Origin of the sequence: Microbacterium marmarense (genome assembly GCF_037204165.1) — a bacterium.
GTDB classification, from domain to species: domain Bacteria; phylum Actinomycetota; class Actinomycetes; order Actinomycetales; family Microbacteriaceae; genus Microbacterium; species Microbacterium marmarense.
The window spans coordinates 728,976-749,377 of record NZ_JBBDGL010000001.1; the positions used below are offsets into that span (position 1 = coordinate 728,976).

Here is a 20,402-nt window from a genome sequence, read left to right on the forward strand (position 1 = left end):
AGCCCCGGCCCTCGCACGAGGATCGAGGCTTCACATCGTTCACGCTACTTCTCGACGAACACTCCACCGACCTGCGCGCCACCCGTTGCCGCCCGGTACGCGATGGCTGCCGCCGTCAACGTCTTGGCACGATGCTCCGGATTCCCCATCTGCTCCGACGCTTGTGCCGCAGCCACAGATGCCCCGTACAGCGCGTCTTTTGCTTCTTGTTGTGATGCCATTGAGTTGCCTTTCCGCCCGAGCCGTGCGCTCGGAGCGCACCAGGCTACAACCCGCCACCGACACACCACCCGGGCAGGCCCGCCGCGAGGTGAACTGTTGCAGGCCAGCCTTCTGGGAAGTATCTTGCTACGACAACCGAGATTTGGTTGCCGAAACACCTGTTGACCGCGTCGCGATCGACGATCGACCGGCTGCTGGAACTAGCTCAGGGAGTGATACGGCTATCTGCGCGTCGGCCGCGCAGTGCTCGCATGGTTCATGACTCCGGCGGTTCGCACCTTCTTAAGGTGGCCGACGGCAGCTACCAGATCCGCTAACGCGCGGATTTGAAACTGCCCTTCAACGAACAGCGGGGTAAGAGTACGATGACTCTCACCCCGCTGTCCTATTGAGATGGGTTAGCGAGCAACACCGGCGCCGGTGTACGAGACCGGCTCGGCTACCGGCCCCGTAGCGGATACGTCCGCGGCGGGGCCATTAGCTTTTGGGGAGCGCTCGACGTTGATGTCGGAGAACTTCAGCGACGCACCCACGTTGTCCGCGACGATGTCGCGAGTCTCGCGTGTTTGGCCTGATTCCTTGTCAACGTAGGTGCCGAAGCGAAGATCACCGGCCACGATCACGGAGTCACCCTTGCGAAGCGAACTGGCGACGTGATTCGACTGCTGGTTGAACACAACAACACGGTGAAACACCGTGCCGGCATCCTCCCAGCGGTTTGTCGTCTCGTTCAGGCGTCGATCGTTTACTGCGACGGTGAAGCGTGCGTACTCATTGCCGGACTCACTCGCGCCGCGTTCAGGGTCACCAGTGAGGTTGCCCTCGATGGTCACCGGGATTCTGGTTGTCATCATTGCTTCCTTTCTGTTGTGAGGGCCAACTACGACACCTCAGTGAGCATGAGTCTGGGCGACCCACGCGTTCCATTCCTGCTCGTCGGTGGCGTTTACCCACGAGCGGGGCCGTGTTTCGTTGTGGGTGCTCGCGCATCCTGCGCCCGCCCGCTGCAAGCGAGATTGCGCCAGCGCGAGTCGCTCGTGCCAGCCGATCGCGCCGAGTCCGGTGTCGCTGGTGTCGAATGCAGCGAGGTGGGCGATCCACAGGGCCGACAACTCCTCGACTAGCGCGCCGTGCTTCCACCAGCAGTTCGGCACCACGCTCACCGGAACGGTGTAGCGAACGGTGAACCACTCCACCCACTCGCGAAGCCGTATCCACTCCGTCTGCGCGGAGTCATCTGACAGGCGGCTCCAATTCACCGTGTGGCCACCGATCGCGTCAGCAGATCCGGCACGTGCGTATGGATCGGGCCCGGCAGCCATTTCGTTGGAGAGATGCTGCACGGCGTCATAGTCCTCGCGCTCATTCATGACGCAACTCCTCGACGAACTTTGCACGCAATCGTTCGAGCGCCACCAGAGATGCATCCCGTCGTGTGCGATGCCGCGACAGCACGACATCGCGATCGATCAATCGGTGCAAAAGGTCGTGACAGTAAGGATGCAGCGGCACGAGATCGGCGTGAGCCTCGAATGCGTGCCAGCTGCCGTCAACCAAACGAACGCCCTCGTAGTCGAGATGGTGCAGCTCGACCGTCCTATTCGTCGCGAGATTCCCGCAGGCGGCGCACGCAAGCAGGGCATCGAGACGCTCTTGCTTGCGGAACCATCGCGCGCGCCGCGCGAACCATGCAGGGGATCGGAGAAACTCCGAACGGTATCCGTTGGCAAGCTGGCCTTTTCGACGGTTGCTCATTCTTCGTTCACCGTCTCGCCATTCGATGGCTCAGCGTCGGCCTTGACCTGCCTGACAGCGTGAAAGACGCCTTGTTGCTCGCGCTCGGTGTCGCGCTTTCCGGTTTGAATATCGCGAGCATCTCGACGTTCATCCCACCCAGCAAGATCGAGAAGTACCCCACGGCGGTTGCGGTAGGCGAGCAGGCCGACCGTTTGCGGCATCCGGCGAATCTCATCGACAGACATCAGGGGCAGACGCTCATGTTGCTCACTCGTCGAGTGCCCGCTCTCGCGACTCGACCACGAGCGCTGCGTGCGCCGGGTCTGCCGCGTACCGAGTAGCGCCTCCACATCTCGCAGATGGTTCACGTGCGATGCGCCGCCGAGGAGCACTTTCGCGGTAGCGGCAGCCCAGATAGTGTCTGCCTCGGCTCGCGACCATGATGTCTCGGCTTGCGAGAGCGCCTGCAGAACGACGAACGTGCAGATTCCGCGGCCGCCGCCGTCGGCCATGATTCGCGGAAGGTTGCCCCATCGAAACATGTTCGCGATCTCATCGAGAATGAGGCCAAGCGGTTGCGCTAACCGTGATCCCGGCGAGGCGAGAGCGCGACTACGTGCGACCTCCACCACATCGTCGAGCAGTGCGCCAAGAAAACCGCCCATCGCAGAGGCGCCCGAGGCTGAACCGACCAAGTAGAGCGTGTTGGCATCGTCAAGAAACTCTGACGGATCGAACACGGCGTCTCCAGCGGCGGGCATCAAAGCCTCGCGAATCTTTGGCACCGCAAGTGGGGAGACGGCACCCTGCACGCCAAACCATATCGATGACACAAGCTTGTCGTCCCCGGCCAGTGTCGCCTCGAGGTTGTCTCCCCAGCCCGGCGCACCGTCAGCTCGCAACACTTCGATGGCTTTGCGGGCAACGATAGGGCTCGTGCCCCAGTCATAAAGGTCGGTAATCGAGCGATTCCCGACAGCGGCGGCGTGCAGCAGTCGGCCGAGCACGACACCGGAGGCCTGTGCCCACTCAGCGTTGGTTGAAGAAGCACCGAGCGCGGTGCCGGTGATGATCGCAGCACCCCGTTGCATCGCGACGAGCGGGTCGTCGCAGCCAGCGATCGGCGACACCTTCAGCGGATGCCGCACGCCCGACAATCCCTGCGGATCGAACACGTGCACATCGCCGCGCTTCTGGCGCATTCGCATCGTTGCGGTGAGATTGTCGTTCGTTGTTGACGTTGTGATGAGCGGCCCTGACCAGTCGAGGATCGCCGAGATGAGCACGCGGTATCCCTTGCCGGAGCGCGGCGGGCCTTCGAGGGCAACCGAATCTTCGATCGACACGAAGACATTCGTTCCGCGTGAGCGGCCGACTCGCCAGCCCACATCGGTTGGTTGCGGCCTTGAGATGTCGGGCCGCAATTGCCCTGCGCGCTGCAAGACGGCCTTCGCCGACAGGTGGGTTTTGATCTCGGATGACTCGGCGAAGCCTGGTCGAGTGCGCAGGTCAGTGAGAAACGAGCGATCCGACTGCAGGTATCGACGGTAGGCGACTCCTGCGGTGATGGCCAGGGCCACGATGATCAGCACCACGGAAAGATCGACGAAGCGGATCTGCCACGTCGGTAGAGTGCAGCCAGACGGAGCGACGTAGGCAGATTCGTCACCTGCGATGGCGAACCACAACCCTGAGAACACGTTGTCGGCTTCGGGTCGTGCGCCGCAAACTAACCGGGTAATCGATTCAGCGATGAATCCAAAAGCCAGGCTGAGAATCACAGCCACAGCGATTCCACCAGCGACCAACTTGCCGACTACACCGTCGTTCATGTCGATTCCTAGAAGCCTCGTGCAACGGCAGCCGACACTCGTAGCCACGCGTCGCGAGTGGCGGGGCGAAGACGCTCGAAACGTAGCTGCCCAGATTTGAGAGCTGGGTCGAAAGGAATCGTTTCGACGGCGCGAACCTGCCCTCTGAATCCGTCGGCTATACGCTGCACGTTTGCCTGCGCGCTGGGTTCGGATTGCGTCACCACAACAACCGCATCGTTGGCGAGTCGACGTGAGCGCTTGTCTCTGCCGCGAAGCGCGTCGAGTAATAGTGCGGCCGACTCAGCAGATTCTGGAGCTGCCAGTGTGGGAAGAACCAGCTGGTACGAAGAGTCGATCATTCTCAACCAGCGGTCGGCCGACTCGTCGTTGCCAGAGTCGAACGCGACGAGACGGTAGTAGCGAGCGGCGACATGCATGAGCAGGTCGAACTCAGCTTGGGCGATGCGCTGATCTGTTGCGAGCAGTTCTGGGTTCGAACGCAGAACGTCATAGCGATCAACGCTTTGGTGGTGAACGAACCGCGCGATGTCAGAGACTGATGCGGTCGGCGCGAGCAACACTTCGGCCGCGGGCAGCAGATCGCGCACTGTGGTGTCGTACAGTCCTTGCTCTGTTCGCCACCCCAACGTTCCGCGGGTGTCGTTGTTGTCCCACGCGAGCACATTCCCGCCCCCGTTGCGCGCAAACACCGCCGCAATCATCGCCGTTGTCATCGTCTTGCCGACGCCGCCTTTGCCGTTCACGACGGCCAGGGTGCGGCATCCAGCCCACTGTTGCGACACGACCCGCTCGTTTTCAGAGCGTTCGCGCTCGACTTGCGACGGGCCGACAGGCAACCCAAGCCGGGCGAGCAGACCACGCCAACCACTCTGCGAGGGTTCGCCGACAGTGGCGGGAGCGATGAAAGAAGGGCGAGCGGGAGGCTCAGGAGTGGGCTCGTCAGATGACGTGTCTCGCTCCTGAGTCTTTTCCCTCACCTCCTCTCGAAGTTGTTCTAGATCGATGGATGCTGCCGCCACAGGTTCTGAGATCGGGCCGATTGCACCATCGATTGATACCAACAGCTGGTGGTCGCCACGGTCGCCAGAAGTAATGAGCTCTACAGGCGTGCCTGTGCGTCGCGCTTCGACGGCGGCGCGTTGCACGATCATCTGCCTGATGTCTTCGTGCCGACCGGCGGCGATCGGCTCACTCTTGCCGTCTGGGGTGGTGAAGGTGGCAGTGGGACCAGTCACCGTTGCGTATGCGCGGAGATTCGTATCGAGGCTCATGAGAGTTCCTTCGGGGTCGGGCTTAGCCAGCCGTTGAGAGTGGCATCAGCATCCGGTTGAGGCCAAAGCTGTTCGAGGTCGTTGAATGAGAGAAGTTCGGTGGCGTCTTCTCGATCTGTGTTTTGAACGGCGTCGTCAGTCTTGAAGAGCTCGTACTCCCAATCAGTCGACGTCGAGAAGCAATCGACGACATATGAGTGCTGACCGACGTAGGCGAGGAAGACGCCCATGTTCAGATGACGTGCGTCTTCGACGTGCGCCGCTGGAATGTTGAGGCGCTCCCGCAAGCTGGTGGTTTCTTGCGGATTGACTCGGAAGACGAACTTGTTCTCGATGTCTCCGACGATTGAGTAGGCGAGGTTGCGTTCTTTCGAGTTGGCTTCGCCAACGGCGTCAAGATCGCCGAGCTTGTGCAAGATGACGACATTGCTGATGCCGTAGTGGCGTGACAGCTTCAGCCACTGCTGAAACATCTGCAGCGAGGCGAGGGAGGTCATGTCACGCCAGCCTTCTTCGCGGATGAGATAGCGACTGCGCTTGGACGAGCGGTCGGATACGACGGCTTGGATCCACGCGGTTGTGCACACCTGGGTGAGTTGCGCCACAAGCTCGCTGCGCGAGAAGAGCTCGGATGTGTCGACGACCACCATCGGCGCGTCGGCGTCAAACGAAACTGTTGATTCGTCTTCGAACAGCCCTGAGAGATCGCCATTGACGAAGCGCCGTAGTACGAATCGGGGCTGGACCGCACCATCGGAGAGGCGAAAGTCGGTGCCCGCGTCGTCAACGATGGTGCCGAGGTGGTCATAGACGCCGCGAAGGGTAGGGCGATCGCCAGTCGTGCGGATGCAGCGGTCAAGTGCCTCATGAATCGCAGCGTGTTCCACCGCTGTCAGCCTCGTAGCGCCGAGCGCCATCTCGACGAGAGAGATCAGGGTGGTGATGCGACGTTGGCGCACCATCTGCTCATCTTGGTCGTCGTCGACATCCACGCGGCGGGGCCCACGGTCGAGGGGATTGAGACGCGCGGCACTTCCTCCGCCAATTCTGATGACCACGCCGCCCGGCATCGCTTCGGCGACGGTTACCCACTCACCCTTTGGGTCTGACGGCACGACAGCCTGGTGGCCGAACGCGATAGATCGAGTGACAAGTGTTTTGACCGTGCCGCTCTTGCCAGCTCGATAGGCGCCGAGCACCAGCAGATTCGTGGAGAACGTGCCGCGCTCGGTTCTGTCGCTGTATGCGTCCCAGGGAGAGAAGTGCCAGAGCGCATCGGCATTGAGATCGACACCAAGGATCGGTCCGCGGTGGCCGAGCCCTGCATCGGCGACGAACGGGTACATACCGGCAATCTGCCGGGATGTGGCCTGGTGTGCGGGCACATCGGGTCGCGACAGATTCCAGTAGCCGCCCTGCGTGAGACCGGGCCCAAATGGGCCGGTAACTGCAGCCTGGGGCAAAGCACGCTCTCGTCGCGTGGTGGCCGTTGGCTGCTGGTCTCGGGCTGCCCGAGCGAGGTCACGCTTGAACGCGCGGTGCTCGCGTTTGCTGAGGTCTCCCGGTTCGAACGAAGCGATGTGGCGAGCCATCATTTCATCCCCACGCCGATCGGTAGCGTGTTGACCATCAGGGCTTCTGCCTGCTGGCAGTAGAGGATCTGAGGCTCCATGCCAGCGCGGGCGAGGGCATTGCGCATGCCTGCGATGGCTTCGTCGAGACGCTCCTCATCCGGCGCGGTCACCGTCAGATAGGCGCCATATCGAAACTCACCGTGCCCAGCGACGATCTCTTCTTCCTGGCGCTCAAGGGCATCCCAATCGGCGGCGTCTGCGGCAGAACCATCCACGCCGCGCTTTGCGCGCAACTGCTCGTTTCCGCGCCACACCTTCTTGTCATCTTCGATGCGCTTCATCGCCTTCTTCACTGACACCGGCGTCAGCACGATCGACAAGATGTGTGTGATTGCTTCGCCTGTAGAAGGCATGCGTGCGAAGACAACGGGTTCAACGAAACCGATTGCTGCGTCTGACCGGGGCCACTCGTGTATCCACATCGTTGTATGCACGCCGGAGTCGGAGTAGACGATGCCGTTCCTGCCTCGAGGCTCTTCGAGGTACATCGGCCCGATGGCAATCGGGTCAACCCCATGCGCGTCGTCGGGCCGGTTCTGCACGTTCGCGGCGAACTCAGGATCAAACCCGATTCGTGTCAGTGCGGCAATGTCGCGGGGCGACAACCAGCGGCGCACCGTGATGCGAGCCGCTCGAAGGGCGTCGGCAAGGTTGCGGGCCTCAAGGTACGCGAGCGCTTTCACAGCGTCTGCACCGCCACCGAGCGACTTTAGCTGCGGGCCGAGCGCGATGAGATCGAGCGTGAACGTGACGTAGTTGCGATGTGAGACAGAGAACCGTTCGGAGCGATCCATGACCTGCTCGTAGTTCTGGTTCACTGCGGAGTCAGTGTCAACCCGACGGCGACGAGCTACGGTCTCGTAGTGATCGCGTGCAGCGCGGATAGTCGTGGGAAGCGTGCGTTCTTGCAGGACCGCACGCTTGATTCCAGGGCGCTGAGTGAACGAAGCCAGAACGGGCGACCATTGCTGCGCGAGGTCGTATCGCTCTGGAACGTCTTTCATCAAGAACCCGTCGACTTCGACTTCAGCGGTAACCGAGACAGCGTGATCGTGTGGATTGTAAGCGCACGCCACTCCGTCGACGTTCCACAATTGAATTGATGCCCGGATGCCGGGGAGATTTAGCGTTCCGGCGAGCTCGACTCGTTCGGGTCGATAGACATGTTTGGTCGCTCCTGCAGAGTGCCGAAGTTGTTTCATCAGCCAGAGTCCTGTCTGTCTCGGAGCGGATTGCCCATGAAAACTGAGCAGGGCGAAAACGCCGATGGGTAGGTAGAGGGGTGCCGCGTAGAGCAAGCCGGGAGGCCCAAAGCGATTGACTCCGAGGAGAACGATGGCGGCGGCGATGGTGAGGCAGGTCAATTGCCACCCGTCCATGCCCATCACGACGCCCTGGCGTGAGCGTCGCGGCAACCTCACGGGTCGCGACACATCGTGGGTGGTCATTATGCGGTCCTTTCCCTGCGGGGTGGCGGCGGGCTACCGGCGGTGGGCTGAGCTTCCGTCGGTTGAGATGCGGGGGCCGCGCTACGACTGGGGGAAGTTGTCGTGGTGCCGCCACGGGAGTTGGGTGAAGCAGACGGGCCGCGCGAGCTCGACGAACCGCGTGAGCCGCCTGTCGATGGTGTTGGGGCAGCACCGGCCGAGCTAGTAGCCCGAGCAGAACTGCCCGAACTTGGCGACCCAGGCTTGATGCCTGAGGGAGTCGCCGAGACTCGGCTGGGAATGCGAGACACTGAGCGCGCCGCGCTAGATGCCGCGCGGCCAGCTCCTGACCCCATGCGTGAACCCACAGAGTCGGCGGCGACCGCCCCGACAAAGCTGAATAGCCCGAAGACAGCGAACGGCGAGAAAGCAACCAACACAAGCCCGATGAGCAGTGGCCAAGACTGTGGGTCCCAGATTGTTTCGACGTCGGCGAGGCCGTTGATGATGAGAGTGATGAAGCCGATCGTGAGTGGCCCCGTCAGCAACAACACAGCCACAGCCGACACGTAGCGAACTACCCACTGGGGACCCACCGCACGAACGGGGTAGAGCATCCACGCGACTGGCCCCACTGCAATGAGCGCAGCAAGCACGATGTTTCGGAACGCGAAGACGAGCATGAGAAGCAGCATCCCGATCATCAACAGGCCGTGAATGACGAATGCGAAGAAGTAGTTGGCCTGCCCGCCTGCCCACATCACCGATTGCAATGTCGCGAACAACCCGGTCGGCCCGTTGCGGTTCATGATGTACCACGTGAGGTCGTCGACCGCGTTGAGGAGGTGACCGGTTGCCCACAGAGAGATCGCCGCGGCGGGGAAGGCGATGAAGCTGCGGATCAGCGCTCCCACGAGTTCTGCCCGATCGCCAGATACCGCGGCCGCGGCGATCGCCCAGACCATGGCGATGAAGAGCACGGCGAGCACTGCCCACTGCCAGAATGACCATTCGTTCGCTGCAGCGCTCCACAATAGAGACGACGTGTCGAACCGCATGTTGTCGGCAACTGCGAACATCATTGAAGTGCTCGAGATGGCCAGCCCACGACCTGCGTTCTCAAAAGTGACGCAGACAACGTCGCCGATCGAGCAGCCGTACTCCACCAGCGCGGGCTTGCCACCGCTGGTCTTGAGATCCGGGATATGCCCTTCGTACGTGGTGCAGACTGTCGACTTCACGCCTGCGTGGAACACGTTGATGAAACACTGCTGCGGCTTGACGTCCGTGGTGTTCTGCGGTGTGCAACTGATCTGGGCGGCTGCCTCTAGGCAATCCACCGGATGCGACGGAGATGACCACGGCTCGCCGCTCACGGGAGCCGCATTCTGGGCGACGGCGGCCGCGGGGGTGGTGAGGGACTCAGCGGCATATGCGGGTGCGAGTGCGCTCGCCGAAAGCCCGAGGCCGATAACGACCCCGATCAACAGCGAACGGATCATGCGCATCAGAAGCCGAAGTCGAAATTCACGAACCACTGGAACAGTCCGCTCGCCGCGCCCAACACTGCCGCGGCGATGAAGATCCAGAGGATGTTCTCACCAGCCCAAGTGCGGACACGATCAGATGCGAGTCCTCTGAATGCGAGCGCAGCGCCAGCGATGATGAGCATGATCAGAACCACGAGCAACGCACCCGCGAGGATATAAGAGGCGACCGTTTGGAATCCCTGGAAGAACGGCGCCGAAAAGTCGGGTTCGATATCGGGGACGTTGACGTCTGTCGGCCAGGTAGGTGTAAATCGCATGGTGTGCTCCCTTGGTTGCTCTGTCGTCACGTGAGGGGAAGGCCGAACTCGGCCATGAACGGTTGTGGGTCGATAGCAACGCCGTCTTGTTGCACTTCGAAGTGCAGATGGCATCCGAACGAGCGCCCAGTGTTGCCTTCGGCGCCCAGGGCCGCTCCCGCGGCGACGTCGTCACCGACCGACACTTCGAGAGAACCCCAGAGCATGTGTCCGTAGAGAGTCACGATCCCGTCGCCGTGGTCAATGCGCACGCTGTTGCCCCAGCCGTAGAACGAGCCTGCAGTGATCACGCGACCCGGGCCGGCGGCGTGGATGGTCGCACCACACCCTTGTGCCATGTCGTAGCCCAGATGATCAGTCGAGCAATAGCTGCATCCGATGACGGGGTTGTAGCCGAATCCGCGGCCCTTGGAATAGGCGCCGCTCAGTGGGTAGGCCCAATCCCCGCCCGCAACCGGGATGGCCTGTGGTTTCGCCTCGGGTGTGCCGACTGCCTGACCCGCGATCGCGAAGGGGATCGCAATCAACGGAGATAGGATGAATGCCATTGCTAAGAGGTTCAGTAGAAGAACCCCGATCACGATCCTGCGCCCGGTCCTCGTGTTGGCGAGGGCTGTTGCGGCAGCAGCGACCGGGGCTGGCATGTCAGTGCTCCAATGTTCCCGAGAAGTAGCGAACCACCTTGCAATCGCCCGCCTGTTGGTCGCTGTTCGGTGTCGGGACCGATTCGTCGCCGCACAAGACCTGCACGCTGACGCGGACTGTCTCGTCGTATGAGGCGTCGTTGCCGACGCCGTCTGATCTCGTGAACGTGAGTAGGACATCTGCGGTTGCGATACTCATGTCGCTAGATTCGTCGTCGGGAACGTCGGTGTAGTCGATGCGGCCAGGAACGGAAGCGGCAACGCGACCGTCCTCGTTGGCTAGCGAGTCCCACTCCGACTCGGGTAGAACGACGGCTTGTCGAAGCTCGAGTTGTGATGCGGCCATGTCGTCGTCGCGATCAGCCTGCGAGACATAGCGAGTGTCGGGTGTGAACCAGGTGTCGAGGTAAGAGAGCCAGTCGTTGCGACTGCTTAGCTGGGTGTCGAAGGTGGATGCTGCGGCCAGCGCCGCACGCGTGTAGGTATCGCGATCGGTGGTGATCGGCTCGGGAATCCATCCGTTGTCGGTGACGGACGGGTCGACTGTGGCACCAGCCGGCTCTGCGCTTGGATGGATGCTTGGATCCGCCGTGGTACTGGGCGATTGAGTCGGTGCAGGAGCGGTGGAGTCGGCAAATAGCCCACTTGCGATAATCGCGATGATCGCGCCAACAATGATTGCCGCGCCAACTACTGCCCACACGAGCGCTCGCCGGTTCTTCGGTTGCGACGCGGCCATCATTAGCCCTCCTGAGTTCTCAGGGCGGCGCCGATGTGCGCGGAGTGGAGTCTGAGCGCCGGTCGCCGTTGGGCCATAGTAGGCAGAAATTCCCGAATCTGATCAGGAGAATTCTCTAATGAAGTGTTCGAGCGCGCGTCCATTCGCCGGTAGGTCGCAGAGGCTGCTGCCGCGCTACTCAATGTGGACGATAGACCTGTGCGTGCGGCGGTGTCTGTAGGCAGTTCGGGGGACACGGCGGCAGTGGCGCGGTGACGCCCGACACTGGTGGCTTGACCCCTTGACATGAGTGAAGCATATAACAGTACACTCCAGATGTGAAGCACTTTATGGTTCGGTTGTGTAGACGCTGGGAATCAGGTGCGCCAGACTGGGCGGGTGCCTCGATACGCCCGCCCCGCGAATAGTGAATACGCGGAGGATCCAATTAAGACTCTCGGGAACGTCATGAACGCGAGCGTGATCGGCTACCTGCGCCAGAATCCAGCGCAGACGCGTGCCGAGATAGCGGAAGAGCTCCAACTGCCGAAGATGTCGGTAGCGAACGCGCTGGAGACGCTGATGGAAGCTGGCTTGATCATCGCCGATCCGCCGCGCGACGTCGCATTGCGTGGGCAGCGGGTTCGCTACAGCGTTGATGACTTGCAAGTGACCGAGATGATCATGCGGCTCAATCAGGTCTTGGGAGAGATCTAGGGAGCGGGCTGGAGTGCTGAGCTCGTGGCCGGATTACAGCGCATCTGCCTCAGATTTCTGGTTTGTGACGGCACTCGGCATCAAGTACATCGGCAACGGCAAGCCCTGCGGACCGAAGAAGAGGGAAGTCTCACCGGTGCTCTGGCGCATTAACGGTCACCGATGTTCTGACAAAACGCTTGTGCCAACCCTCGAAGCGGTACTCCGCACACACGCCGGTGAGTAGCGGATCGCCAAGCCACGTTTCTGCCACGAATCGAATCCAACCGACCTGATCGAACCGGCCATCGCGACATCAGAACCCGCGGAATCGTGGGAATCGGATCAGCGGATTGCCATCCGCGCGATTTCTTCCGCCTGTGCCAGCTTCGGGCTGTTAGTAAAGCGTTTAAGTTCTGTTGGCCTAGTGGCATTCCGCCTCACTAGCCTCACTCCCGGCTGTGAATGGTTCACGGCCGGGAGGAAGTAAGAATGCATCATCTCAGGAGTCGCACTTTGAGCGCGGCTGTATTGATTGGAGCGTTGCTCACGCCAGCGTCAGTGTCCGCGGCCACCGCTGCGACTCGGGGTGGCGAGGAGACCGAACGCGCCCAGATCATCGCGCTCAAGAGTGCCGCGGACCCGACTCGGGCGCTCGCGCTCGCGGATGTCGAGGGGCAGCTGATTCCAGTACTCTCCCCTGCTGGACAGCCGGGTGCGGGCATGGTGTTCCACGATCTAGGCGATCAACAGTTCGTGATCGCGATCGCCGACGGCGCGGCAATCGTCCCTCAAGGAGATGTTCTCAATCTGCGCGAAGAGTCCACTGTCGAGGAGGCCGCGACCGATGTCGCGAGCCACTGGAGCGTCAACGATCGGGGCAACGGGCAGGTTTCGATCCACGCAGTCATTGAAGGCGAAAATGCCTTCGTCACGTCGATTCCAGAGTCGTCCGCCGTGGTGTTAGCGCCTGAAGCGGAATCGTCCGGGACTGGGCGGGAGCGTCAGCTATGGATCATCGACGACTCGGTGCCTGAACAAGTCACTCCGACTGAACGCGCGTCGGCAGAAACGATAGATTTCGTCCCTTCCTTAGCGGTCGCGACCCCGGTAGACGAGCAAGAGAACGGCGCATCCGGTGCTGGGGTCGACGAGTCGGCTAACGTCCTCCGTGACATGGAAGTCCATTGGGACTTCATCTACCGCGACACGACCCCCATCGCGCTCACCGACGGCGTTCGAGATGCGATCGGGTTCAAAGACTGGCGCCGAGGTGGGCCATCGAACCTCGTCAACCCGAACGCAGCCACCGCCTACTTCCCTATGCCCCGCGAAATCGACGGCGTCGGCGTGTGGGATATGAACGGAAAGCAAAACATCGGTGAAGTCACCGTACAGTACCGCGACATTATTGGCGGTTGGGCTGATCTTCCGGCGATCGATCAGGCGTGGCCGCACATAAACAGCGAGCCTGACCTCGCTGTCGTCTTGCGCAGCGAGCAAGTCACTGCGACCGCAATCAGGGTCATCATCGCCCCTCAGAGCCAGTCGCTGTGGATGAGTCTTTCTGAGATTGAGGTCTACGGGCCTGAGCTCGAAGGCTGACCGACACCCCTCATTTACGAATCTCGCCACCAAGGAACCTCTATGAATACCGTTTTCCCCATCCGCTCACCCCGTCGAGCGCTCGGACTCATCGCTATCGCGACGGCGACAGGGATTCTGGCCGCGACCGGCGCAGTCACCGGCCCAGCTTCGCCATCAGCATCTGCGTCCGTCGTCACCCACTCAAACTTGACGGAGATCGCTCCGCACGAGTCGACTGTCTACGACGGTCGGTCAAGTTTCATCGTCCCAGTGCTGCCGGATACGCAGTTCTACTCCCGATATAGCTCGTTGCAGTTCTTCCCGAAGTATGGGACTGACCCGTTCCAGGTGCAAACTGAATGGATCGTGCAGAACCAAGATGAGCTGAATATGCCTTTCACTATCCATGTCGGCGACGTCGTCGACCAGGAGCGGGTGACGACCGAGTGGGATGCGGCGCAACGGGCTATGCAGATCCTTACCGACGGCGGCATGACCTACTCGGTGCTACCGGGTAATCATGACGTGCAGAACCCGGGTGCGCGGTCGACCGAGGACGCCGCGTCGAACTACCGACAGCGTTTCGGGGCGGCAGCGATGCAGAGGCAGGCCGGTGAGCAGCTGATCGGCACCTTCCAGGACGGGCTGTCCTCGGCGTATCTGTTCGAGGCCGAGGGCCACACATGGATGTCGTTGGCGATCGCCTGGAATGCCTCCGATGATACGTTTGCCTGGGCACAGGGCATCCTCGACGCCCATCCGGACGTACCGGTCATCCTGTCGTCGCACGCGATTGTGAACATCGCCGAGGACCAGATGTCGCCAGCGTACTGGTGGTGGGGCGACCACTTGTTCGATCAGCTAATCACCGGCAACGACCAGGTCATCATGACCCTCAACGGACACTTCCATGGGTCGACGATGCAGACGCGCACGAACGACGCGGGCAACCCGGTGTACCAGATCCTCACCGACTATCAGATGGCCGCCGACGGAGGCAACGGCATCATGACGTTGCTTGAGTTCGACCTGACGAACGACCGCATCGACGTCGAGACCGTCTCGCCGTGGGTCACCGTCAAAGATGAGGACTCGCGCTCGTCGAGCGACACCCCCGTCCTCGACGGCGACTGGCAGTCCTTCGCGATCGCCTTCGACTTCGCCGAGCGATTCGGATGGTCGGACGACCTCGCCGAGGCGGACGGCATCGACCTGTCGGAGCGGGCCAAGGAGATCGTGTCCGAGGGGTGGGACGGCGATGCGTCGGGAGCCACCCGGGCAGCACCGGGCAGCGCCGAGGACTATATCGCCGTCGACGGCACTGTCGCGCACTGGCGTTTCGGTTCGGTCTCGGCGGGTACCTTCGACGAAACGGGAAAGGTGCCCGACATCGCGGGTGACAGTCCGATGTACCGAAGCGCGGTCGAACACACCGACGCCCCCGATGAGGTGGGCGACGTGCAGGTAACCCACGAGAACACCGCTTTCTATTCCGCCGACGCCGGTGCGATGTGCTTCGAGAACGCCACCCGTTTGACCGACGGTCCCGACCGCTTGGCGTACATCAGCACTGAGTATGGTGCGCCCGCAACCTTCGCAAACCTCACGTCCGACACCGGTTACACGATCGAGACGTTCGTCCAGCTCGACGAGGACTGGACGGAGGGGGCCAACCGTTGGAGCTCGGCACTCACCCGCGGTGGCACACGGTCGTGGATGGGCGTCGCCGACAACTCAGACCCCGGTGCTGGCGCCGCGTGGCTAGGGATCTCAAGCCTGCGCGAATATCAGTTCTCTGCGAGTGACGATCGCACGCGTGGCTCGTACACGCTATGGTCGGGCGAGATCATGCAGGGCGCATGGCACCACGTTGCCATTGTGAACGACCCCGACGACCGTACCGCCGTGATGTACGTCGACGGCGTGCCCGTTCTCCGAAACGCCAACGACGTGGCCGGTATGGTTGCGGCCGACTACATGCCCTGGATCATCGGCGCATCCACGTGGAACACTGAGCCCGACCACGGCTGGCACGGCTGCATTGGAGAGACCCGCATCGTCGACCATGCGCTCGACAGCAGCGAGTTCCTTACCGAGCGGGTGGACATCGACGGTGACGGCCCCAACTTCACGGTGGACACCGACCTGACAGGCGTCAAGGCGCCCGACACGGTCGTCTCCGTCCTGAGCGGATCGGGGCGCCCAGGCGCCGAGGTGCGGGTAGAGGTCGACGAAAAGGATGCCGGCGCGGTGACCGTGTCGGCTTCCGGGACCTGGACGATTGCGCTGGATTACCCGATTGAGGGCGCTGGCACGACCCGCGCCCTAGCGTTCGTGCAGTCCATCGGTCAACGCGATGGATCCCCGCTCGGGGCAACACTCACGATCGGCGAGGTCATCGAATGGGTTCCCTCCGAGGGCGACCTCATGGCGAACCTAGAAGGCCGGATCACCGTCACGCCGAACACCTTCGAACCCGGCGCGACGATCACGATCGCGATGCCTGACGACCACGAAGGGGACGAGATCCATGCTTTCGCGTTCTCCGAGCCGCTCGCGCTCGGCCAGGGCACAGTTAGCGGAGGCAAGGTCGTGATGACGACCCCCTCGACGCTCCCGACGGGTGAGCATCAAATCGCCGTGTACGCCGAGGGAGGCAAGCTCGTGGGCTGGGACTCCGCGGTCGTCACAGAACCAGACCGGAGTCCGGCGGTCGACGGCGGAGGCGAGGAAGGACCGGGAGGTGGCGCGGCCGCGGGCGGTTCCAACAGCGAATCCCTGGCTGTTACCGGGTCGGATGTGGCTGGCATCGGTGTCTTGGCGGGCCTCGCGCTCGGCGCCCTCGCACTCGGCGTTGTTATACCAGGGCGACGTCGCCGCAGTAGCTGACTGGTGAACATCATCGCGGCGCGGAGGTAAGCGACGCCGGAGCTGGGCGACCCCGCAGCGTGTCGCGCAGCTCCGGCGATCACAGCATTTCCCGGTTTGACACGCAGCGGAGCACCGCCACCGAACGCCAGCTCTGGGCGCTGCCCACAGTCATGGCGATACGAGCTCACGTGCGGAGTTGCGAACGATGTGGCAGGAGCTTCTTGAGATGACAGCCGTCGGTGAGCTAATGGCGCGAGTGGTACTAACAGTCCGACTTCAAGAGGTGCTGGCTGCCCTGCAAGAGATCGCTGGGTGTCACGTGAACGGCAAGATAGTCTGCGCGATCAACAGCTGAGATTCCGGCTGCAAGCGTTCAGTGTGGCCAGACGGGTGTTTCGATTCGTGGAGTTGGGGGATATGCTGCGGGCGCATCGTCCGTTAGCTGAGCGGAGACCCATTCGAGACCTTCGAGGTTGTCGCGCAATCTATGCTCGGCATCATCCATCGTGTGACTGATTAGCGCGACGTGTCCACGCCAGCCGGACTCGACGATGACGCGTGCTAGTGCCACATCGTTGGCGCCATGCCCGTAGGGGTGAATCTTGCGCCCTCCCCAGTGCGCGCCCGGGACCATGCCGTTGAGGCTGACTGCAAGCACGTGCGGATGGATGGTTGCCCACATTGCCGAAAAGTTCTCGAGGTGCGCATGTCCGTGATGTTGCGCATAGACGAGTCCCGCATCGGGGTAGCCGGCATCCGCGAGGGCGTGCACGACCTCCGTCTGATGCTCTGGTTGGCCGAACCACCCTAGATGGTTGTACAACCCGACCCGCATGCCGCCTTTTTCGGCGGTGCGCATCAACGGCTCCAAATGCGAAACTGTGCGGTCGATTCTTTCCCGGTGAGCTTGGGAATCGAGCGTGACAGGTGCATCGGGATTACCGAACTCGGTACATGTCCACAGCACAGGCGACGCACCCTGCTGAATGCACTCTTCGATCTGCTTGAGCGCGAGTGCGGGAATGACGCCGAGCTCGGATGATCTTGTGGGCAGCGGCATTCCCACCCACAACGCGTCAAGCTCGATGCCATTTTTCGCGAACTCGTGCAATTGATCAGGAAACTCGGCGACGTGCTCGTCGCGCCAATCCCAACCCGCGCGACGAAAACCGAGACGCGCGAACATTCGCGCCCGCTCAGCTGGCGAACGATCGACCGAGTCGTAAGGTACCGCGCACCACGGCAGAAGGTTGCTGCTCGAGAAGATCTCGGGTCGCCTGGCGGGCAAATTCTGACGCGACATCAGTAGGGCCATGTTCTGGGCAGAGCGCGCTCGATCTCGAGCGTGCGCAGTATCAACTGGTGCCGATGCTCGGCGAGCAAAGCCTCACGGTTGTGCTCGACCTCAACCTCACTGAGGGGATTCGTCTGCACATCCCAAAGGTGCTCCGTGCCGCTGCGCGTGGCCACGTATCGGTAACGGGGTGTCCTCATTGATCGCCATCCAAGGTGCTCGGTGATGGCGACCTGCGATGCAACCGCCGCTGAACCCGCGGGTTCGCAGACCATCGGCAACAACGATCGACCCTGCATCGTAGAAGGAACGGGAACCCCGAGCGCAGCGAGAACGGTCGGTGCGATATCGACTGCTTCGACGATCTGACTCTCTTGTCTAGGTGAGGGGTGACCCGGTGACGCGATGATGAGCGGCACTCGCGAAACAGCGTCATCGGCGGGAAAGCCTTTTGAAAGCCGCAGGTGATCACCCAACCACTCCCCGTGATCAGAGGTGAACACCACAAGGGTGCTCTTGTCACGGCCACTGCGCTCGAGCTCGGCCATGATTCGACCGACGTGGTGATCTACTTCACTGATCGCGGCGAAGTACCCATGGCGGATCTCACGAATCTTGGCGTCGGTGAGCCCGATCGCCGCTTGATGTTCGCGCTCGCTGTCGGTCAGCTGTGGCAAGGGCAGTGCATCACGGTCATAGAGGTCCAAGAAGCGTTGCGGCACGTGATATGGCGCGTGAGGTGAGAAGAAGCTCGCGATAGTCAAAGACGTTTCGTGCGGAGAGAGTGATCGCAGATGCTCGATAGTGCGAGTGCCAACCCACGCTGAGTGCGTCAGCTCTTCAGGCTGATCGAAAACGCGGAGATGCGAGTAGTCGTCCCGCGGGCCGCGGCGTTCGTGCGCAACGTCGGTATCGGCGGGCAACACCTGTTGCCAGGCGTCGGCGGCCGGTGGCAGACCCGAGCTTAGATGCGCCAGTGCTTCTGGGCACGTGGCGCGTACCCACGCACGGTAGTCATCCTCGTAGACGCCCGGTTCGTCGGACAATGCCAGAACATCAAACCCGTAGTGAGGGTGCGGAAGCGAGTGATCCCGGTTGGCATGAGGCTGGAAATGAAGTTTGCCGATGTTCGCGGTGCGCCACCCTCGTCGCGACAGCGTTGAAGCCAACGTTTCCGTCGACTCGGGAACGGGAACACCCATGTGCGTGATCCCCAAGTTCGATGGATAGCGGCCGGTCAACATCGATGCGCGGCTAGGCATGCACACCGGCGACTGGACGAACGCGTGATCGAAGAGTGTACCCCGGGCGGCAAGCGCATCGAGATTCGGGGTACGGGCCGTCGAGCCGAGCCGCCCCAGCGCGTCCCATCGCCACTGATCGGTGTAGATGACGAGAACGTCTTTGGCTGTGGTGTCGTGGGTCATCGAGACTCCGTCTGTTGGTGGTTGTGATCTTGCGGTAGGCGTTCGCCGGTGCCGCGTTCAATGACATGCGTGGGAAGGATCAGCTGACGAGCGACACCGGTGAGGTCATGCATTCGTTCGATCGCTACGCGAGCAGCCTGGCGTCCCAGCTCGTGGGGGTCGTAGGTGATGACGCTGACGTTGAGGACGTCTGCCGTGTCGAAGTCATCAAATCCGATGAGCGCAGTCGAGGTATCGCCGAGAGCACGCATAGCGCGTAGCGCGCCAATGGTCATTCGGTTGTTGCCGCAAATCAGTGCGGTGGGCGGCGTGGCCAGTGTGAGCAGGTCAGCAATGGCACGCTCTGGGGGAAGCGAGCGATCATCCTCTAGACGTTCCCATGGGGTTGGATCGGTTCCCGCTTCTCTCATTGCGCGTCGGTAACCGGCGACGCGCTCGGTCTGGGAATAGATCGAGGCGGGGTTGCACACGTAGGAGATGCGGCGGTGGCCGTGTTGCAGCAGGCGTTTGGTTGCACCGTAGGATCCCGCGTCGTTGCTGAGCACGACTGAGTCCGCGACGAGATTGGTTGCCGGGCGATCGATTGCCACGATCGGAGTGCCGAGTTGGCGTTCACCTTCAAGGTATGACTGATCGTCCGAGACCGGAATGATGGCGAGTGCACTGATCCGCTGGGACAGCAGAATGTCAGCGACGCGTTGCTCGCCTTCGACGGTATCGTCGGTCGTTGCCACCAACAGGCCGAAACCGTGAGGCGCAAGCTCCTGCTCCAGCCCAGAGGCCACCTTGTAGTAAAAAGGGTTTCCGAGCTCACCCACGATGAGTCCGACGGTATTCGTGCCCCCGCCGCGGCGTAGTCCGCGAGCGAGCGTATTCGGACGAAACCGGAGTCGCTTTGCCGCGCTCATGACGCGCTCGGCTGTCTCGGGGTGTACCAGCTCGCGTTGGTTGAACACCCTCGATACGGTCTTTGCGCTCACTCCCGCAAGGGCAGCGACATCTTCAGCGGTCGCACGCATCTGAGCTACCAACTCTTCTCCTTCCGTCGTCAGTGGTGTTTGTGAGGGGCGAGCCGCCAATGTCCACGATGGACATTGGCGGGACATTCGGCTCGAGCGGTTTCGCAGAATCTCGCGGAACCCCGCTGTTGCTAGTCGATCGCGTCTGGGACACCCTTGGACAGACTTTACTAAAGCGCTTTACTTTTATGCAAGGTTTGTCTTACGCTGACA

Annotated in this window: 18 protein-coding genes; 3 read left to right on the forward strand and 15 right to left on the reverse strand. The window is 61.9% G+C overall.

The features are described 5' to 3' along the window. Nucleotides 1-44: 44 nt before the first annotated feature. The 12 genes from WDU96_RS03290 to WDU96_RS03345 all read right to left on the reverse strand — a co-directional run bounded on the left by WDU96_RS03290 (nucleotide 45) and on the right by WDU96_RS03345 (nucleotide 11,316). Nucleotides 45-221: a hypothetical protein gene (locus WDU96_RS03290; RefSeq protein ID WP_337337056.1), complete on the reverse strand. Its 177-nt coding sequence runs from the start codon at nucleotides 219-221 to the stop codon at nucleotides 45-47. 399 nt (nucleotides 222-620) lie between these two features. After that, nucleotides 621-1,073 carry a single-stranded DNA-binding protein gene (locus tag WDU96_RS03295; RefSeq protein WP_337337057.1) on the reverse strand — a complete coding sequence of 151 codons (453 nt, stop codon included), beginning with the start codon at nucleotides 1,071-1,073 and terminating at the stop codon, nucleotides 621-623. Nucleotides 1,074-1,112: 39 nt separating this feature from the next. Continuing rightward, nucleotides 1,113-1,592, reverse strand: a complete 480-nt coding sequence (locus tag WDU96_RS03300; RefSeq protein WP_337337058.1) for a hypothetical protein — start codon at nucleotides 1,590-1,592, stop codon at nucleotides 1,113-1,115. Further along, nucleotides 1,585-1,977 carry a hypothetical protein gene (locus WDU96_RS03305; RefSeq protein WP_337337059.1) on the reverse strand — a complete coding sequence of 131 codons (393 nt, stop codon included), beginning with the start codon at nucleotides 1,975-1,977 and terminating at the stop codon, nucleotides 1,585-1,587. Before WDU96_RS03305 ends, WDU96_RS03300 begins: the two co-directional genes overlap by 8 nt. Then, complete coding sequence (locus WDU96_RS03310) at nucleotides 1,974-3,791, reverse strand: type IV secretory system conjugative DNA transfer family protein (protein WP_337337060.1); 1,818 nt, start codon at nucleotides 3,789-3,791, stop codon at nucleotides 1,974-1,976. Before WDU96_RS03310 ends, WDU96_RS03305 begins: the two co-directional genes overlap by 4 nt. Before the next feature lie 8 nt (nucleotides 3,792-3,799). Then, nucleotides 3,800-5,065 carry a nucleotide-binding protein gene (locus WDU96_RS03315; protein ID WP_337337061.1) on the reverse strand — a complete coding sequence of 422 codons (1,266 nt, stop codon included), beginning with the start codon at nucleotides 5,063-5,065 and terminating at the stop codon, nucleotides 3,800-3,802. After that, entirely contained in the window at nucleotides 5,062-6,657 is a 1,596-nt protein-coding gene (locus WDU96_RS03320; RefSeq protein WP_337337062.1) for a hypothetical protein, read from the reverse strand. Before WDU96_RS03320 ends, WDU96_RS03315 begins: the two co-directional genes overlap by 4 nt. Further along, nucleotides 6,657-8,147 carry an SCO6880 family protein gene (locus WDU96_RS03325; RefSeq protein ID WP_337337063.1) on the reverse strand — a complete coding sequence of 497 codons (1,491 nt, stop codon included), beginning with the start codon at nucleotides 8,145-8,147 and terminating at the stop codon, nucleotides 6,657-6,659. Before WDU96_RS03325 ends, WDU96_RS03320 begins: the two co-directional genes overlap by 1 nt. After that, nucleotides 8,147-9,634: an LTA synthase family protein gene (locus tag WDU96_RS03330; RefSeq protein WP_337337064.1), complete on the reverse strand. Its 1,488-nt coding sequence runs from the start codon at nucleotides 9,632-9,634 to the stop codon at nucleotides 8,147-8,149. The genes WDU96_RS03325 and WDU96_RS03330 overlap by 1 nt, the downstream gene beginning before the upstream one ends. Beyond that, nucleotides 9,634-9,933: a hypothetical protein gene (locus tag WDU96_RS03335; RefSeq protein WP_337337065.1), complete on the reverse strand. Its 300-nt coding sequence runs from the start codon at nucleotides 9,931-9,933 to the stop codon at nucleotides 9,634-9,636. The genes WDU96_RS03330 and WDU96_RS03335 overlap by 1 nt, the downstream gene beginning before the upstream one ends. A 26-nt stretch (nucleotides 9,934-9,959) precedes the next feature. Further along, the gene (locus tag WDU96_RS03340) at nucleotides 9,960-10,481 is read right to left on the reverse strand and encodes a M23 family metallopeptidase (RefSeq protein ID WP_337337066.1); all 522 of its coding nucleotides are present in this window, start codon (nucleotides 10,479-10,481) and stop codon (nucleotides 9,960-9,962) included. A gap of 97 nt (nucleotides 10,482-10,578) precedes the next feature. After that, the gene (locus WDU96_RS03345) at nucleotides 10,579-11,316 is read right to left on the reverse strand and encodes a hypothetical protein (protein ID WP_337337067.1); all 738 of its coding nucleotides are present in this window, start codon (nucleotides 11,314-11,316) and stop codon (nucleotides 10,579-10,581) included. A 378-nt stretch (nucleotides 11,317-11,694) separates the two neighbouring features. Between WDU96_RS03345 and WDU96_RS03350 the strand changes: the two genes are divergently transcribed. From WDU96_RS03350 to WDU96_RS03360, 3 genes are all read left to right on the forward strand, one after another. Next, a complete protein-coding gene (locus WDU96_RS03350; protein ID WP_337337068.1) occupies nucleotides 11,695-12,012 on the forward strand; it encodes a winged helix-turn-helix transcriptional regulator in 318 nt (105 codons plus the stop codon). 495 nt (nucleotides 12,013-12,507) lie between these two features. Continuing rightward, complete coding sequence (locus WDU96_RS03355) at nucleotides 12,508-13,596, forward strand: hypothetical protein (protein WP_337337069.1); 1,089 nt, start codon at nucleotides 12,508-12,510, stop codon at nucleotides 13,594-13,596. 42 nt (nucleotides 13,597-13,638) lie between these two features. Then, nucleotides 13,639-16,467, forward strand: a complete 2,829-nt coding sequence (locus WDU96_RS03360) for a LamG-like jellyroll fold domain-containing protein (protein WP_337337070.1) — start codon at nucleotides 13,639-13,641, stop codon at nucleotides 16,465-16,467. Nucleotides 16,468-16,822: 355 nt separating this feature from the next. Here the strand turns inward: WDU96_RS03360 and WDU96_RS03365 are convergent, their stop codons facing one another. The 3 genes from WDU96_RS03365 to WDU96_RS03375 are packed head-to-tail and all read right to left on the reverse strand — an operon-like array spanning nucleotide 16,823 to nucleotide 20,201. Next, nucleotides 16,823-17,752 (reverse strand): sugar phosphate isomerase/epimerase family protein, encoded by a 930-nt coding sequence (locus WDU96_RS03365; protein ID WP_337337071.1) that lies wholly within the window; start codon nucleotides 17,750-17,752, stop codon nucleotides 16,823-16,825. Next, entirely contained in the window at nucleotides 17,752-19,170 is a 1,419-nt protein-coding gene (locus tag WDU96_RS03370; protein ID WP_337337072.1) for a sulfatase family protein, read from the reverse strand. Before WDU96_RS03370 ends, WDU96_RS03365 begins: the two co-directional genes overlap by 1 nt. Further along, nucleotides 19,167-20,201 (reverse strand): LacI family DNA-binding transcriptional regulator, encoded by a 1,035-nt coding sequence (locus tag WDU96_RS03375; protein WP_337337073.1) that lies wholly within the window; start codon nucleotides 20,199-20,201, stop codon nucleotides 19,167-19,169. Before WDU96_RS03375 ends, WDU96_RS03370 begins: the two co-directional genes overlap by 4 nt. Nucleotides 20,202-20,402 lie beyond the last annotated feature (201 nt).

What these genes read in the sequence shown, in the direction of transcription:
- WDU96_RS03290 (WP_337337056.1), bottom strand. Translation starts at nt 221, where the DNA reads ATGGCATCACAACAAGAAGCAAAAGACGCGCTGTACGGGGCATCTGTG.
- WDU96_RS03295 (WP_337337057.1), bottom strand. Translation starts at nt 1,073, where the DNA reads ATGACAACCAGAATCCCGGTGACCATCGAGGGCAACCTCACTGGTGAC.
- WDU96_RS03300 (WP_337337058.1), bottom strand. Translation starts at nt 1,592, where the DNA reads ATGAATGAGCGCGAGGACTATGACGCCGTGCAGCATCTCTCCAACGAA.
- WDU96_RS03305 (WP_337337059.1), bottom strand. Translation starts at nt 1,977, where the DNA reads ATGAGCAACCGTCGAAAAGGCCAGCTTGCCAACGGATACCGTTCGGAG.
- WDU96_RS03310 (WP_337337060.1), bottom strand. Translation starts at nt 3,791, where the DNA reads ATGAACGACGGTGTAGTCGGCAAGTTGGTCGCTGGTGGAATCGCTGTG.
- WDU96_RS03315 (WP_337337061.1), bottom strand. Translation starts at nt 5,065, where the DNA reads ATGAGCCTCGATACGAATCTCCGCGCATACGCAACGGTGACTGGTCCC.
- WDU96_RS03320 (WP_337337062.1), bottom strand. Translation starts at nt 6,657, where the DNA reads ATGGCTCGCCACATCGCTTCGTTCGAACCGGGAGACCTCAGCAAACGC.
- WDU96_RS03325 (WP_337337063.1), bottom strand. Translation starts at nt 8,147, where the DNA reads ATGACCACCCACGATGTGTCGCGACCCGTGAGGTTGCCGCGACGCTCA.
- WDU96_RS03330 (WP_337337064.1), bottom strand. Translation starts at nt 9,634, where the DNA reads ATGCGCATGATCCGTTCGCTGTTGATCGGGGTCGTTATCGGCCTCGGG.
- WDU96_RS03335 (WP_337337065.1), bottom strand. Translation starts at nt 9,933, where the DNA reads ATGCGATTTACACCTACCTGGCCGACAGACGTCAACGTCCCCGATATC.
- WDU96_RS03340 (WP_337337066.1), bottom strand. Translation starts at nt 10,481, where the DNA reads ATGGCATTCATCCTATCTCCGTTGATTGCGATCCCCTTCGCGATCGCG.
- WDU96_RS03345 (WP_337337067.1), bottom strand. Translation starts at nt 11,316, where the DNA reads ATGGCCGCGTCGCAACCGAAGAACCGGCGAGCGCTCGTGTGGGCAGTA.
- WDU96_RS03360 (WP_337337070.1), top strand. Translation starts at nt 13,639, where the DNA reads ATGAATACCGTTTTCCCCATCCGCTCACCCCGTCGAGCGCTCGGACTC.
- WDU96_RS03365 (WP_337337071.1), bottom strand. Translation starts at nt 17,752, where the DNA reads ATGTCGCGTCAGAATTTGCCCGCCAGGCGACCCGAGATCTTCTCGAGC.
- WDU96_RS03370 (WP_337337072.1), bottom strand. Translation starts at nt 19,170, where the DNA reads ATGACCCACGACACCACAGCCAAAGACGTTCTCGTCATCTACACCGAT.